Here is a 14,054-nt window from a genome sequence, read left to right on the forward strand (position 1 = left end):
ACTGGACCGTGAAGGCGAATCTATGCGAGTTTGTTTCCTGCCACAAGAAGTCACGCAGGCCTGACCCGGTCACACCCGACTGACCCATGGCGGCCCCCTTCGCCCCCATCGTCACCCCATCGCGACGAGACAGTCACACGAGACGATCATGAACGACAGCCCGCTCCTGCCTGATACCCTCGCCCCCGCATCGCCGGCGTTGGCCCAGCCCTGCCCGATCCGCGACATACTCGACCGTATCGGCGATCAGTGGAGCCTGCTGGTGCTGCTGACCCTGCGACCGGGCACCCGCCGCTTCAACCAGCTACGCCGCGAGATCGACGATATCTCCAAGCAGATGCTCTCGCGCACGCTCAAGCAGCTGGAGCAGGACGGCCTGGTCAGCCGTACCGCCTACCCCGAGGTGCCGCCCCGGGTGGAGTATCAGCTCACCGAGCTCGGCCACTCGCTGCTGACGCCGGTCGCCGCCCTGGTCGCCTGGGCCGAACGGCATCAACCGGCGGTGAACGCGGCACGCGAGCGCTACCAGCGCGCCACAGAGCGCTGAGCACGCGGTAGAGAGAGCAGTAGTGGGAGTGAAAGCTCCCCGCGGTGATGCCATCCGACCCGGGTGACAGCGCGATCACGACGCAGGCGCTTCAGTCACGGAGCGCCTCGCGGCGGTTGGGCGGGACCAGCCCGTGGCGGCGCATGCGCCGGTAGAGCGTCGGCCGCGAGACGCCCAACTGACGCGCCACCTGGCTGACGTTCCAGCCCGCCTGGGCCAGAGCACGCGCCAGCGCCAGACCCTCGGGTTCGACGGACACGTCGTCGCTGTCGTGCCCTACCTGAGTCGTCGCGGGTATCGCGGATGGCGGAGGAGTGGGGGGCACGGAGGCCCGATCGGCGCGGCAGCCCTCGGGCAGGTCGTGCACGGTGATCCTCTCCCCCTCGCGGGTGGCGAGGGCAAACGCCAGCGCACTCTTGAGCTGGCGCACATTGCCCGGCCAGGGGGCGTCGAGCAGCGCATTCAGGGCGTCGCCACGCAGAGGTACCGAGACGCCCTGCTCGGCGGTCAGGGCGGCGAACAGCCGCTGGATCAGATCGCGGCGGTCGGCGCGCTCGCGCAGTGGCGGCAGCACCAGCTCGGCGCCATTGAGGCGGTAGTAGAGATCCTCGCGGAAGCCGCCCTCGGCGATCAGCGCGGCGAGGTCGCGATGGGTGGCGGTGACCACCCGCAGCGCCACCTTGACCGGCCGCTCGGCGCCGAGCGGCATCACCTCCTGCTCGGCCAGCACCCGCAATAGACGGCTCTGCAGCGCCAGCGGCATGTCACCGATCTCGTCGAGGAACAGCGTGCCGCCGTCGGCCTGCGCGATCAGGCCGCGCATGCCCTTGGGATTGCCACCGGTAAAGGCCCCGGGCAGATAGCCGAACAGCTCGCTCTCGATCAACGCTTCGGGAATCGCCGCACAGTTGACCGCGACGAAGGGGCCCTCGGCGCGGTCACCGCTGGCGTGCAGCGCGCGTGCCAGCACCTCCTTGCCGGTGCCGGTCTCGCCCCGGATCAGCACGTTGAGCGGCTGCCAGCAGAGCCGCCGGGCCAGGCCCAGCAGCCGCTGCATCGCCGGATCGTCCCCCGCCAGACGATCCAGGGCCGGCGTCGAGGTGGGCGCCACAGGATCGTGGGACGTGGTGGCAGCGTCAGTCGTCATGCCAGTCGCGATGTCAGTCGCCGTGTCTTCCGTGGTGCCGGTCACCGTCGCGTCACGCCGACGCGCACGCCCACCGCGCGGCTCGACCAGCGCGGCGAAGCGGATCTCGCCGCTGGCGCGCAGGCGCAGGGCGCGCAGCTGGTCCGGCTCGCAGCGCGGCAGCGCCAGCAGATCGTCCAGCTCGGCCTCGAACAGCTGGGTCACCCAGATCGGTGCCGGCGGCGTGCGCTGGGCGTGGGCGTCGATCAGTGCCCGCCCCTCGCCGTTGGCGGCGAGCACCCGCCCCTGCGGGTCGAAGGCGAGCAGGCCGCGGCCGTTGAAATGGACGAAGGCGCGGGTGGTATCGAAGCGCAGGATGGTGGTGTCGCGGTAACGATGCAGGAAGTAGGCGTCCTCGATCATCCGCGCGTAGAGCGTGACCAGCGGCAGGCCGAAGCTCTGGCTCTCCAGCCCACGCGGTGACTGCAGCGCGGAGATATCGAGCACCGCGATGGGCCGCCCCTGGGGGTCGTGGATCGGCGCCGCAGTGCAGGTGAGCGCGATATGGGTGGCGTCGAAGTGCTCGCGCTGATGACAGGTCAGGGCGCGCGCCTCGTGAATGCAGGTACCCACGGCGCAGGTGCCGGCATGGCGTTCGTCCCAGTCGGCGCCGAGATAGAGGCCGGCACGACGCAGCGCGGCATCCTGATCCGGGTGACCGCGAAAGTCGACGGTGACCCCGTGGCGGTCGGTCAGCAGCAGGACATAGCCCATCGGCGCCACCTGGGCGAAGAGCTGGTCGACCCCGGCCCGGGCCACGTAGAGGAGTTCGTCCACCGGCTCGCGGGAGTCGACCAGCGCTGCGTGGGTCAGCACACGCACCGGCCGCGGACGGCTGGGATCGAGCCGATAGTCGTCGACGCAGCGCCGCCAGGAGCGCTGGATGATCTCGCGTCCCGCCAGCGCCTCGCGCCCCTCGCCCAGGCGCACCAGCGTGGCGATGTGCTGGCGCTGTGCCTGCTCGAACCTGCCCGCTTTCATCAAGCCGAGTTCCATACCGACCCCTCCTGCCGATGGCCAGCTGCCAGCCTGTGCGCTGACTGGAAAGTCGACGCGCCAGGTGTGTAGGAAAAATCGGCGAGCAACGGCCAGTTTGGCATCCAGACTACGCCCTCGCGGCTGGCTGACGCCCTCGTCCGTTGGTCGCAGCGGCGCCTGCGGCGTGACAGCTGTCACGCCTGGGTTAACAGCTGTCACGCCTAGCCGTTACACCCATGTCGCCAGCGTGCCCCACCCGCCTGCCCCCGTCGGCCCCTGATGCACAAAATCCAGACTCATCAACACCTTGGCATCTAAGACCAAAGCGCTAGTACGGCCTGGCACGCTTGCTGCACCGCTTGATCGACACACCCGATCCGGGTCCGCACGCCCATCACCGGCGTCATCGATGGCAGCCATCGATAGCAGCCACTCAGGGCCACCATCGATAGCACCCATCGATGACAACGACTCAGAACCACCATCGATAGCAACAACCATCAATAGCAACAACAGGAGCAGCCCATGCCAGCATCCACGCCCACCCAGCAGGCCGAACAGTGGCTGGCGGATTTCGACGCCGCCCTGCGTGCCGGCGACATTCCGCGCGCCACCGCGCTGTTTCGCGACGACGGCTACTGGCGCGATCTGGTCGCCTTTACCTGGAACCTGAAGACCCTGGAGGGCCACGCCGAGATCGCCGCGATGCTCGAGGCCACCCTGGCACGTACCGCCCCCGGCCAGTGGCAGCTAGACGGCGAAGCCAGCGAGAGCGACGGTGTGATCGAAGCCTGGTTCACCTTCGCCACCGGGGTCGCCACCGGCAAGGGGCTGCTGCGCCTGAAGGCGGGTAAGTGCTGGACCCTGCTGACCACGATGCAGGCGCTCGAGGCCTACCCAGAGCCGCGCGGTCACAATCGCCCCAAGGGCGCCGAGCACGGTGCCAACAAGGCGCGCGAGACCTGGCGTGAGGCGCGCGAGCGCGAGGCCGCCGAGCTGGGTATCACTAGCCAGCCCTACTGTCTGATCATCGGTGGCGGCCAGGGCGGCATCGGCCTCGCCGCCCGTCTGCGCCAGATGAACGTGCCGACCCTGGTGATCGACAAGCACGACCGCCCCGGCGATGCCTGGCGCAAGCGCTACAAGTCGCTGTGTCTGCACGACCCGGTCTGGTACGACCACCTGCCCTACCTGCCCTTCCCCGACAACTGGCCGGTATTCGCGCCCAAGGACAAGATCGGCGACTGGCTGGAGATGTACACCCGGGTAATGGAGCTCAACTACTGGAGCAATACCGAGTGCGAGAGCGCCAGCTTCGACGAGGCCAGCGGCGAATGGACGGTGAAGGTGATGCGCGACGGTGAGCCGTTGACGCTCAAGCCCAAGCAGTTGGTGCTCGCCACCGGCATGTCCGGCGTGCCCAACGTGCCGCACTTCCCCGGCGCCGAGGAGTTCGCCGGCGAGCAGCATCACTCCAGCCGCCACCCCGGCCCCGACGCCTACCGCGGCAAGCAGGTGGTGGTGATCGGCGCCAACAACTCGGCCCACGACATCTGCGCCGCGCTGTGGGAGAACGACGCCGACGTCACCATGGTGCAGCGCTCCTCGACCCATATCGTCAAGTCCGACTCGCTGATGCAGCACGCCCTCGGCCCGCTCTACTCCGAGGAGGCGCTGGCCAACGGCATCACCACCGACAAGGCGGACCTGATCTTCGCCTCGATCCCCTACCGGCTGCTGCCCGACTTCCAGCGCCCCGCCTTCGACGCCATCCGCGAGCAGGATGCCGACTTCTACCGGCGTCTCGAACGCGCGGGCTTCCTGCTCGACTTCGGCGCCGACGACTCGGGCCTGTTTCTCAAGTACCTGCGCCGCGGCTCCGGCTACTACATCGACGTCGGCGCCAGCGAGCTGGTCGCCAGCGGCGAGATCAAGCTGCGCAGCGGGGTCGACGTGGCCTGCATCAACCGCCACTCGGTGAGCTTGAGCGACGGCAGCGAACTGCCCGCCGACCTGATCGTCTACGCCACCGGCTACGGCTCGATGAACGGCTGGGCGGCGGAGATCATCTCGCAGGAGGTCGCCGACAAGGTCGGCAAGTGCTGGGGCCTGGGCTCGGACACGCCCAAGGACCCCGGCCCCTGGGAGGGCGAGCTGCGCAACATGTGGAAGCCGACCCAGCAGCCGGCGCTGTGGTTCCACGGCGGCAACCTGCACCAGTCACGCCACTACTCCCACTATCTGGCACTGCAGCTCAAGGCGCGTCTCGAAGGCATCGAGACGCCGGTCTATGGGCTGCAGCCGGTCCACCATCTGGCCTGAACGCCGCGCGACAGCGGCAGGAGACGATGACATGAGTGAACAGCACATGAAAGCGGCACGCTGGTACCGGGCGCGCGATATCCGCGTCGAACAGATCGAGGTGCCGACCCTGGGCGACCCGCACCAGGTCAAGGTGAAGGTCGCCGCCTGTGGCATCTGCGGCAGCGATCTGCACGAGTACGCCGCCGGGCCGATCTTCATCCCAGTAGACTCGCCACACCCGTTGAGCCACGACCAGGCGCCCATTGTCATGGGCCACGAATTCGCCGGCGAAGTGGTCGAGGTGGGCAGTGCGGTGACCCGGGTGGCAGTCGGCGACCGGGTGGCGATCGAACCGATTCTCTCGCCCCACCGCGACGGCGCCTATCTGATGGAGCGCTACAACCTGAGCCCGCAGCTCGGCTTCCACGGGCTCTCCGGCGGTGGCGGCGGCTTCGCCGAGTACACCGTGGTCGGCGAGCACATGGTGCATCGGCTGCCCGATACGCTCTCCTATGAGCAGGGCGCGCTGGTCGAGCCCGCCGCGGTCGGCCTGCATGCGGTGCGTCAGAGCTCGCTCAAGGCGGGCGACAGCGCGGTGGTGTTCGGCGCCGGGCCGATCGGGCTGATGGTGATCGAGTCGCTCAAGGCCGCCGGCGCGGCGTCGATCCACGCGGTCGAAGTCTCCGCCGCACGCAAGCAGCGCGCCAGTGAACTGGGGGCGATCGTGCACGACCCCACCGAGGGCGATATCGTCGAGCGGCTCATGGCGGCCAGCGGCGGCGGCTTCGATGTCGCCTTCGAGGTCACCGGTCTGCCCGCGGTGCTCAACCAGTCGATCGCCAGCACCCACCCCGGCGGCGAGACGGTGATCGTCAGCATCTGGGAGTCGGAAGCGGCTATCCACCCCAACCAGCTGGTGATCCAGGAGCGTACGCTCAAGGGCATCATCGCCTATCGCCATATCTACCCCGCGGTGATCGCGCTGATGCAGCAGGGCTACTACCGTGCCGAGGATCTGGTGACCGCGCGCATCGCCCTGGACGACGTGGTCAGCCAGGGATTCGAGGCGCTGCTCGCCGACAAGGCGCAGGTGAAGATCCTGGTCGACCCCGGCGCCTGAGCGGCGATCGCGACACCCCGAGCGCGGCGGCAGCTCAGCCGACCCGACACCCTGAAGAGAAGTCTGCCCTGGCGGCCGGTAGTCCCGGCCGCCCCCCGGACATAGCGACCTGCCCAGGCTCGCGAACGCCGGATCGTGAACGAGGCAAAAGAGTTGAGCCCCCACGCTGCCCGAGTCAGGCATTGACCCACGCAAAGCGTGGGCTGTTCTCCGTGAGCGGCGCTATCGCAGCGGCTTCATAGACGGTGAATGTGCACAGGTGCCGATCATCGCCCCCCTTTCTCAGATTCCCGCCCACCAGTCGTATCCCCTGTCTTCCCAGTAGCCGCCCTTGCCGCCATGAAGGTGCTTGAAGCTGTCGACGAGCTCCACCCGCATGACGTACTTGGCCTGCTTGTAGCCCAGCTGGCGCTCGGCTCGCAGACGCAGCGGCGCGCCATTGGCTACCGGCAGCGCGGCATCGTTCAAGCCGTAGGCGAGTATCGTCTGCGGATGGTAGGCCTCGACCATGTCGAGACTCTCGTAGTAGAGATCGCTGCCGCCGTAGGTGTGATCGGCACAGTGAAAGACCACGAATCTGGCCTGATCCCGTGGTCGCACGCGATCGAGCAGGTCCGCCAGCGGCACGCCGGTCCATTGGCCGATGCAGCTCCAGCCCTCGACGCAGTCGTGCCGGGTAATCTGCGTCCGCGACGGCATCTCGCCCAGCTCGGCCAGCGACAACGTCGTGGGCTGCTCGACCAGGCCGTCGATCGTCAATCGCCAGTCGGCGAAATCGTTCTCCATCCAGGCGCGATAATAATCTTCCTGGGGATTGGTGGTGCCGTTGGGACGAAAGATCGGTGCTATCTGACTCTTGTCGAACTCCTGCGCCAGCGCCTGCCGCGAGGCGATCAGCCGCTGCGCCTTGTAGGTCAGCTGCTCGACGCTGCCCAGGGCGCGCTTCACCGACGCGTTGTCGGTGATCCGGTCGCAACCCGCCAGCAGGCTTCCCGCCCCCAGCGCCGCCATGCCGGAAAGAAGCCGGCGCCGACTCCGATCCGGCCCGGACGATCGTGGCTTACTCATGCGACTCCTCCCGATTCACCCGCCCGGCCGGTCTGGCGGTGATGCGATAGCGCCCTGTCACCATCGAGCGCAGGTTGTTGAAGACCCCCGAGACCAGCACCAGGGCAATATGCACGAAGAAAAAACCCACCAGCGAAAACGCGCAGATGAAATGCAGGGTCCTGGCGCTCTGACGGCCGCCGAACAGCTCCGTCAGCAGCGGCCAGGCCGCATTGATCGTGGGAGACATCGTCAACCCGGTGAGGATCATCAGCGGCAGCAGCACGAACAGCACCAGGACATAGGTGAGCTTCTGGATGCCGTTGTACTCGGCCTCGTGATGGAAGCGGAACCGGGCATGATCGACGATCGTCCTGGGGATGGCGCTCAGCTGGCTGCGCGTCGGAAAGATCGCGCCGCGTCGATGGCGGCTGATCACGGTGTAAAGCAGGTAGGCCAGCACCGAAGGGGCAAAGATCCAGCCCGCGAGAAAATGCCAGTTTCTTCCCATCGTCAGCCACTTGTCCCCCGGCAGTGTCGCCCAACGGGGAAAGGCACGTTGACGTAGCTGGCCATTGTCATCGGAGAGCCCCAGCACGCCCGTGGTATCGATCGTGTGGCCGGCGACTCGCACCACGCCCCGCTGTTCACCGTCGTTGCCGGTTTGGGCATGAATCGCGATGAACGGATCGGAGAAACGGGATTGCTCGCCCCAGTACAGCGCAGGGTGGGCGTTGAATATCTGCAGGCCGCTCATCAGCAGCACGATGAGACAGAGGAAATTGATCCAGTGCCACAGCCGAGTGCCCAGGCTGTGGCGCTTGATCAATCGGGACGACGCCAATGCTCCCGGTTCTGAGGCCGGCCTGGCACGGGAATCGGGCTGGGGATTGGCAACGGGACCGATACCGGATGGCATGATTCACCTCGCTTTCGCGCAGATGGCATCCGGCGGCCGTGGCCGCCGGGAGGCCATGGCTCAATTATCGTGGCCCATGCCGTCCTGGCCCATGGCGTCGTCGTGGCCCATGCCATCCTGGTCCATGGCGTCGTCGTGGCCCATGCCATCCTGGCCCATGGCGTCATCGTGGCCCATGCCGTCCTGGCCCATGGCGTCGTCGTGGCCCATGCCATCCTGACCCATGGCGTCGTCGTGGCCCATGCCGTCCTGGCTCATGCTGTCTTGACCCATGGCGCCTTGGGACATGCTATCGGTCTGCGTTTCCTGGGCACTGGCCAGGGTCGTGAAGAACACGCCACCGCTCAACAACGTGGCACTCAATGCCAGCAGGAACTTCGATTTATTCGCGATCATGACCTTCTCCATATTCCTTGTCGGTAGCCACCTCCGTAGCGAGGCGGTGATAGCAAGGTAATCGGGGATTTCAGGCCAATCATCACGAAACCATAACGTCCGATCCCCCCGTTCCAGGCGTGACATTCGCGTGATGACTCGGTCGGGCATCTCGGCTATGTTCGGTCCTTTGATCCTCCGGAGTCCGATATGCCACGTCCGATACTCTGCGTGGAGGACGATCCCGATATCGGGCGTCTTCTGGAGACCATACTGGCCGAGGCGGGCTACGCGGCCGAATGGGTCACTAGCGGGGAAGTGGCGCTACAGCGGTGGCAGGCGTCGTCGATGATCATCCTGGATCTGATGCTGCCGGGCATCGACGGCCTTCAGGTCTGCCGGGAGATTCGTGAGCAGGATGCCGCCATCCCGTTGATCATGCTGACGGCGCTCGCCGGTACCCGAGAGGTGGTCGAAGGCCTGGAGATCGGCGCCGACGACTACATCACCAAACCCTTCGATACCGACATTCTGGTGGCCAGGATCCACGCGCTGATGCGGCGCCGGGAAGCGGTCGACACCCACCGGGCGCCGGACGCCCGACCCGTCGTCGTCATGGATCTGGAGATCGATGCCACCCATCACCGCGCGACACTGCACGGGCAACCGCTCTCCCTGACCGCCAGAGAGTTTGCCCTGCTCTCGTTCTTCTCTCGCCACCCCGGTCACGGTTTTTCCCGGAGCGAGCTGCTCGATGCGGTGTGGGGCGCGGAGTTCGACGGCTACGATCACACCGTCAACACGCATATCAACCGTCTGCGCAACAAGATAGAGGCCGATCCCGCCAACCCGCGCTATATCCTGACCGTGTGGGGCATCGGCTACCGCTTTACCGACCTTCCGCCAGCGGCGGCCGAGTGATCATGTGGCCACTGCTCAGAAGCGCCTATCGTAGTCTCTACGCCCGCATCGTCTTCATCTACCTGGCCAGCCTGCTCGCGCTGTCCGCGGCGACGGCGCTGATCGCGGTCGATCAGTTCGACCAGCTGGGCCGTGAGTGGCTGCAACGCTCCCAGATCCACATGGCGCAACAACTGGCCCAGACGCTCCGAGAGCCGCTCGGCCAGGGGCTCGACAACGACCGGGTGCGCACCGCCGTTCACCAGATCATGACCATCAATCCATCGCTATCGCTCTATATGCTCGATGACGACGGCCGGGTGGTCGCTGCCTACAGCGAGGGGGCGTGCGGTCTGGGCAAGCAGATCGACCGGGGCGCCATCGCCGAGCTGCTCTCGGAGATGCCGATGCTGCCGGTCTATGCGGATATGCCCTGCCAGGATGGCGAAGGGGTCTTCTCGGTGGCGCCGGTGACCTTCGGCCCCGCAGCCACACCGGGCTACCTGTTCGTGCGGCTGGAGGCCAACACCCAGGTCTCGATGGCCCACATCTGGCAGACCAGCGGCATCACCCGGACCCTGCTCATTGCCACTGGCGTTGCCCTGCTGCTGACGCTGGTCGTGGGGCTGGCACTGTTCGCCTTGCTGACCCGCCGGTTCACCCGGATGACACGCGCCGTGCGCCACTTCGCCCGCGGCGATTACCGACAGCGCGTGCCCGACCGGATCGACGACGAGATCGGTCGCGTGGGCCGGGCCTTCAACGAGATGGCAGCCACCATCGAGGCGCAGATGGAGGCCCTGCGCGACAACGACCGACAGCGCCGGGAGCTGGTCGCCAACCTGTCCCATGAGTTTCGCACCCCGCTGACGTCGCTGTCCGGCTACACCCGGCAACTGCTGCGCACCGCCAGCACCGACGACCGCCGCGAGGACCTCGAGGCCATACGCCTGAACGTCGATCGACTGACCCGGCTGGCCGCGCAGCTCTCGCAGATGTCGCACGCCAATATCGCCGACCGGCCCCTGGCTCTCGAATCGTTCTCCTTTGCCGAACTGGCCAACGACATCGTCACCAAGTTCCGCCCCAGGGCCGAGGAGACTGGCATCACGTTCAGCGTGGAAAACGAGGCGGACATGGCCCAGGTGGCAGCGGACGTGGAGCTGATCGATCACGCCCTGACCAATCTGGTCGACAACGCCCTGTTCGCCACCAACGCCGGGGGCCAGGTCACGATCCGTATCCTCTACCTGGATGCCGACACCCTCAAGATCGGCGTTCGCGACACCGGCATCGGCATGAAGCCCGAGGAGCTATCCCTCGTGTGTCAGCGCTTCTATCGTACCGCCCATAGCCGCGAGCGCGGCGACGGGACAGGCCTCGGTCTGGCGATCGTCTCCGATGTGTTGAAACGGCACGACTCGAAGCTGACCCTCGAGAGCAAGCCCGGCCGCGGCTCCTGCATCTGGTTCACGCTGCCGCTGGCGAAGCCGTGATAACCTGAGCGGGAGACACTCCCGGCTCGCCGCCTTCACGGAGCTTCCCATGACCGAGCGTATCCTGGTGTTCTACGGTTCCTACCGATCCGACCGCGCCGGCATCCGGCTGGCTGACTATGTGGTGCGCGCGCTCGACGCCCAGGGTGTCGAGGCCGAGCTCATCGACGCCAAGGCGATCGACCTGCCGATGCTGGACCGCATGTACAAGGAGTATCCCGAGGGCGAAGCGCCGCAGGCGATGGAGACACTGGCAGGCAAGATTCGCGGTGCGGACGGCTTCATCTTCGTCACCGGCGAATACAACTGGGGCGTGCAGCCTGGGCTGAAGAACCTGACCGATCACTTCCTGGAGGAGTGGTTCTGGCGCCCGGCCGGTATCGTCAGCTACTCTGCCGGCCGCCTCGGTGGTGCCCACGCCAATCTCGCCTGGCACGGCATCCTGGCCGAGATGGGCATGGTGGTCATCTCCAGCACGGTCGCGGTCGGCCAGATCGGCAAGACGCTGGACGACACCGGCACGCCCATCGGCGATGCCGGCCAATCTCTCGAGCGCGCCTTCGGCCGATTTGCCGAGGACCTGCGGTGGTGGACGGAGGCTGGCAGGCGCCAGCGCGAGCATCGATCCCCGCCATTTTAAGCAAACGCGTTACACTGAGATGACCATCCCGCTTCTGGACGCGGGCGACGCCGGCCAAGGATTCGGGCCCGACGTCGGCTTCATCGACAAGGAGTCCCCGATCCTCGCATGATCATCACACCTCTCTTGCCACGTCTGGGCCATCGCGGGCCGTCGCCGCGGCGATGAGCGACACCCGGCTGTTCCGCTCGCTGCGCGTCTACAACTTTCGGGTCTGGGCCGGTGGCGCGCTGGTCTCCAATATCGGCACCTGGATGCAGCGCGTCGCCCAGGACTGGCTGGTCCTGACCGTGCTCACCGACCACAACGCCAGCGCCGTCGGCATCACCATGGCGCTGCAGTTCGGGCCGCAACTGCTGCTGCTGCCGTTCACCGGCTATGCGGCGGATCGCTTCGACCGCCGCCGGCTGATCATGCTGACCCAGGCCCTGCTGGGCCTGCTGGCGCTGGGGCTCGGCCTGGTCACCGTGACCGGCGTGGTCACGCTATGGCAGGTCTACGCCTTCGCCCTCGGGCTCGGCTGCGTCACCGCCTTCGACGGCCCGGCGCGCCAGGTATTCGTCAACGACCTGGTCGGCGAGACCTACCTCACCAACGCCGTCGCCCTCAACTCGACCTCCTTCAACAGCGCGCGCATGATCGGCCCGGCGGTGGCCGGGGTGCTGATCGCCGCCATCGGCACCGGCTGGGTCTTCCTGGTCAACGCGGCCTCCTTCGCGGCGGTGCTGGGCTCGCTGTTCCTGCTGCGGGTCGACCAGCTCCATACGCCACTGAAGTCGGGCCGCCGCGCCGGTGGGTTGCTGGAGGGTTTCCGCTACGTCTGGAGGCGCCCCGACCTGAAGGCGATGATGGTCATGCTGTTCCTGATCGGCACCTTCGGCTTCAATTTCCCGATCTATATCTCGACCATGTCCGTTTCCATCTTCCAGGGCGGCGCCGACCAGTACGGCGTTCTCACCTCGGCGCTGGCGATCGGCTCGGTGGGTGGAGCGCTCATGGCGGCCCGTCGGGAGCGACCGGGACTGCGCCTGTTGGGTATATCTACCCTCGCCTTCGGGGTCTTCACCGCCCTGGCGGCGGTCTCGCCCAATGTCGTCCTCTTTGCCGCCATGCTCACCCTGACAGGATTCACGGCGCTGACCTTCAACACCTCCTCCAACGCGTTGATGCAGTTGACGACCGATCCCGCCATGCGCGGCCGGGTGATGGCATTGAGAATGGCGGTGATCATGGGCGGTACCCCGCTCGGCGCTCCCATCGTCGGCTGGCTGGCCGATCACGCCGGTCCACGGTGGGCGATGATGGTCGCTGCCGTGTCCGGTTTGATTGCGGCGGCAGTGGCCGCAAGGCTCATGTTCCAGCAACGCCGCCGGATACCGTCGTCCTGAGTCGGAAAATCGAGCATCGGTACGGCCGGCGCATATCGTCATCGATGTCGGCCGGAGCCCTGCTCATCGCGGGGTAACGCCTCCACCAGAGATCGCAGCTCCTCCAGAAAGCTCTCCAGTACCAGATTGGGCGGGCGTCCCTTGCGGGTGATGGCGTAGTAGCGGGTGGCGTACTCGAAGGTATCGGGCGCAAGCCGCTTCATGCGCCCGTGATCGCTCCAGCGCCGGGCGTAGTGGGTGGGCAGAAAGCCGATGTAACTGCCGGTGAGCACCAGGAAAGCGACCCCCTCGCGATCGGTGGCGGAGGCCATCGGCTTGAGCGCTTCGTGCACGCGCTTGATCTCGGGCGTCTGGGCATAGGAGGGCACCACCGCATCGTAGCCGGCGATCTCGTCCACGCTCGGCGCCTCGTGCGCGAACAGCGGATGCCGGTCGCTGCAGTAGAGCGCCGACTGCTCTTCATACAGCGCCAGATAGTCGAGCCCCGGCACGCGCTTGAGTTCCGGCACCACCCCCGCGTGCAGGCTGCCGCCGAGCACCGCCATCTCGATGTCGTTGGGCGGCGCCATGCGGATATTGATGTGAACGTTGTCGCCACGCGCCTTGAGTGCCCGCAGCGCCTCGGTCACCTGCATGTTGGGCAGCGTGACCAGATTGTCGGTGATGCCGATATTGAGCTCGCCGGTCAGACTGGAGTGCAGCCCGTTGACGCGGGTACGGAAGTCTTCCACGGCGGTGAGAAGCTGCATGGTGGCCTCGAACACCGCCTGCCCTTCACTGGTCAACTGGAAGCCACTGCGGCCACGCTGGCAAAGCCGCATCGAGAGACGTGCCTCCAGGTCGCTCATCGCCATGCTGATCGCCGCCCGGCTGATATCGAGATCGACCTCCGCCGAGGAGAATCCGCCGCATTCGACCACCTTGCGGAATATCCGCAGCAGGCGCAGATCCACATCCCCCAACTGCCCCATCAACGTGATCTTGCGTGGACGCATGGCGGTACCTGTCGTTGCCCACGCCCTGGCGGCCGAGCAGCCACGGGTGATGGGAAAAGTTAAGCAAAGCGTTTAGTGAAATTAAGCATACAGGGATTTATTGACGCTATCCTCCGGCCTCAATCTGGACCCTGGCCATAGGGACAAGCGCTCGCCAAG

12 protein-coding genes are annotated in these 14,054 nt (G+C 66.6%); 7 read left to right on the plus strand and 5 right to left on the minus strand.

Annotated elements, in window-relative coordinates; all coding sequences use genetic code 11:
* Positions 1-148 precede the first annotated feature (148 nt).
* Positions 149-547 carry a winged helix-turn-helix transcriptional regulator gene (locus DOM45_RS06510; protein WP_110598701.1) on the plus strand — a complete coding sequence of 133 codons (399 nt, stop codon included), beginning with the start codon at positions 149-151 and terminating at the stop codon, positions 545-547.
* A gap of 91 nt (positions 548-638) precedes the next feature.
* On the opposite strand, the gene DOM45_RS06515 is transcribed toward DOM45_RS06510, so the two are convergent.
* Positions 639-2,729 carry a sigma-54-dependent Fis family transcriptional regulator gene (locus tag DOM45_RS06515; protein WP_240612302.1) on the minus strand — a complete coding sequence of 697 codons (2,091 nt, stop codon included), beginning with the start codon at positions 2,727-2,729 and terminating at the stop codon, positions 639-641.
* 507 nt (positions 2,730-3,236) lie between these two features.
* Between DOM45_RS06515 and DOM45_RS06520 the strand changes: the two genes are divergently transcribed.
* Entirely contained in the window at positions 3,237-5,033 is a 1,797-nt protein-coding gene (locus tag DOM45_RS06520; RefSeq protein WP_110598702.1) for an NAD(P)/FAD-dependent oxidoreductase, read from the plus strand.
* A gap of 31 nt (positions 5,034-5,064) precedes the next feature.
* Positions 5,065-6,135: a 2,3-butanediol dehydrogenase gene (locus DOM45_RS06525; protein WP_280951655.1), complete on the plus strand. Its 1,071-nt coding sequence runs from the start codon at positions 5,065-5,067 to the stop codon at positions 6,133-6,135.
* A gap of 282 nt (positions 6,136-6,417) precedes the next feature.
* Here DOM45_RS06525 and DOM45_RS06530 read toward each other — a convergent pair whose 3' ends face one another.
* From DOM45_RS06530 to DOM45_RS06540, 3 genes are read right to left on the minus strand one after another with little or no spacing between them, the layout of a single operon-like run.
* The gene (locus DOM45_RS06530; RefSeq protein ID WP_110598703.1) at positions 6,418-7,203 is read right to left on the minus strand and encodes a molybdopterin-binding protein; all 786 of its coding nucleotides are present in this window, start codon (positions 7,201-7,203) and stop codon (positions 6,418-6,420) included.
* Positions 7,196-8,101 (minus strand): cytochrome b/b6 domain-containing protein, encoded by a 906-nt coding sequence (locus tag DOM45_RS06535; protein WP_110598705.1) that lies wholly within the window; start codon positions 8,099-8,101, stop codon positions 7,196-7,198. Before DOM45_RS06535 ends, DOM45_RS06530 begins: the two co-directional genes overlap by 8 nt.
* Before the next feature lie 60 nt (positions 8,102-8,161).
* The gene (locus tag DOM45_RS06540) at positions 8,162-8,497 is read right to left on the minus strand and encodes a pentapeptide MXKDX repeat protein (protein ID WP_205909405.1); all 336 of its coding nucleotides are present in this window, start codon (positions 8,495-8,497) and stop codon (positions 8,162-8,164) included.
* A gap of 189 nt (positions 8,498-8,686) precedes the next feature.
* On the opposite strand from DOM45_RS06540, the gene DOM45_RS06545 reads away from it, so the two are divergent.
* The 4 genes from DOM45_RS06545 to DOM45_RS06560 all read left to right on the plus strand — a co-directional run bounded on the left by DOM45_RS06545 (position 8,687) and on the right by DOM45_RS06560 (position 12,900).
* Complete coding sequence (locus DOM45_RS06545; RefSeq protein ID WP_110598706.1) at positions 8,687-9,397, plus strand: response regulator transcription factor; 711 nt, start codon at positions 8,687-8,689, stop codon at positions 9,395-9,397.
* 2 nt (positions 9,398-9,399) lie between these two features.
* The gene (locus DOM45_RS06550; protein ID WP_110598708.1) at positions 9,400-10,872 is read left to right on the plus strand and encodes a sensor histidine kinase; all 1,473 of its coding nucleotides are present in this window, start codon (positions 9,400-9,402) and stop codon (positions 10,870-10,872) included.
* 49 nt (positions 10,873-10,921) lie between these two features.
* Entirely contained in the window at positions 10,922-11,512 is a 591-nt protein-coding gene (locus tag DOM45_RS06555) for an NADPH-dependent FMN reductase (protein WP_110598710.1), read from the plus strand.
* Between the two features lie 164 nt (positions 11,513-11,676).
* A complete protein-coding gene (locus tag DOM45_RS06560; RefSeq protein WP_110598712.1) occupies positions 11,677-12,900 on the plus strand; it encodes an MFS transporter in 1,224 nt (407 codons plus the stop codon).
* Positions 12,901-12,938: 38 nt separating this feature from the next.
* On the opposite strand, the gene DOM45_RS06565 is transcribed toward DOM45_RS06560, so the two are convergent.
* Complete coding sequence (locus tag DOM45_RS06565) at positions 12,939-13,895, minus strand: LysR family transcriptional regulator (protein ID WP_110598714.1); 957 nt, start codon at positions 13,893-13,895, stop codon at positions 12,939-12,941.
* Positions 13,896-14,054 lie beyond the last annotated feature (159 nt).

It is taken from the genome of Salinicola lusitanus, from assembly GCF_003206045.1.
GTDB classification, from domain to species: Bacteria; Pseudomonadota; Gammaproteobacteria; order Pseudomonadales; family Halomonadaceae; genus Salinicola; species Salinicola lusitanus.

What these genes read in the sequence shown, in the direction of transcription:
- DOM45_RS06545 (WP_110598706.1), top strand. Translation starts at nt 8,687, where the DNA reads ATGCCACGTCCGATACTCTGCGTGGAGGACGATCCCGATATCGGGCGT.
- DOM45_RS06515 (WP_240612302.1), bottom strand. Translation starts at nt 2,729, where the DNA reads ATGGAACTCGGCTTGATGAAAGCGGGCAGGTTCGAGCAGGCACAGCGC.
- DOM45_RS06540 (WP_205909405.1), bottom strand. Translation starts at nt 8,497, where the DNA reads ATGATCGCGAATAAATCGAAGTTCCTGCTGGCATTGAGTGCCACGTTG.
- DOM45_RS06560 (WP_110598712.1), top strand. Translation starts at nt 11,677, where the DNA reads ATGAGCGACACCCGGCTGTTCCGCTCGCTGCGCGTCTACAACTTTCGG.
- DOM45_RS06510 (WP_110598701.1), top strand. Translation starts at nt 149, where the DNA reads ATGAACGACAGCCCGCTCCTGCCTGATACCCTCGCCCCCGCATCGCCG.
- DOM45_RS06550 (WP_110598708.1), top strand. Translation starts at nt 9,400, where the DNA reads ATGTGGCCACTGCTCAGAAGCGCCTATCGTAGTCTCTACGCCCGCATC.
- DOM45_RS06520 (WP_110598702.1), top strand. Translation starts at nt 3,237, where the DNA reads ATGCCAGCATCCACGCCCACCCAGCAGGCCGAACAGTGGCTGGCGGAT.
- DOM45_RS06555 (WP_110598710.1), top strand. Translation starts at nt 10,922, where the DNA reads ATGACCGAGCGTATCCTGGTGTTCTACGGTTCCTACCGATCCGACCGC.
- DOM45_RS06535 (WP_110598705.1), bottom strand. Translation starts at nt 8,101, where the DNA reads ATGCCATCCGGTATCGGTCCCGTTGCCAATCCCCAGCCCGATTCCCGT.
- DOM45_RS06565 (WP_110598714.1), bottom strand. Translation starts at nt 13,895, where the DNA reads ATGCGTCCACGCAAGATCACGTTGATGGGGCAGTTGGGGGATGTGGAT.
- DOM45_RS06530 (WP_110598703.1), bottom strand. Translation starts at nt 7,203, where the DNA reads ATGAGTAAGCCACGATCGTCCGGGCCGGATCGGAGTCGGCGCCGGCTT.
- DOM45_RS06525 (WP_280951655.1), top strand. Translation starts at nt 5,065, where the DNA reads ATGAGTGAACAGCACATGAAAGCGGCACGCTGGTACCGGGCGCGCGAT.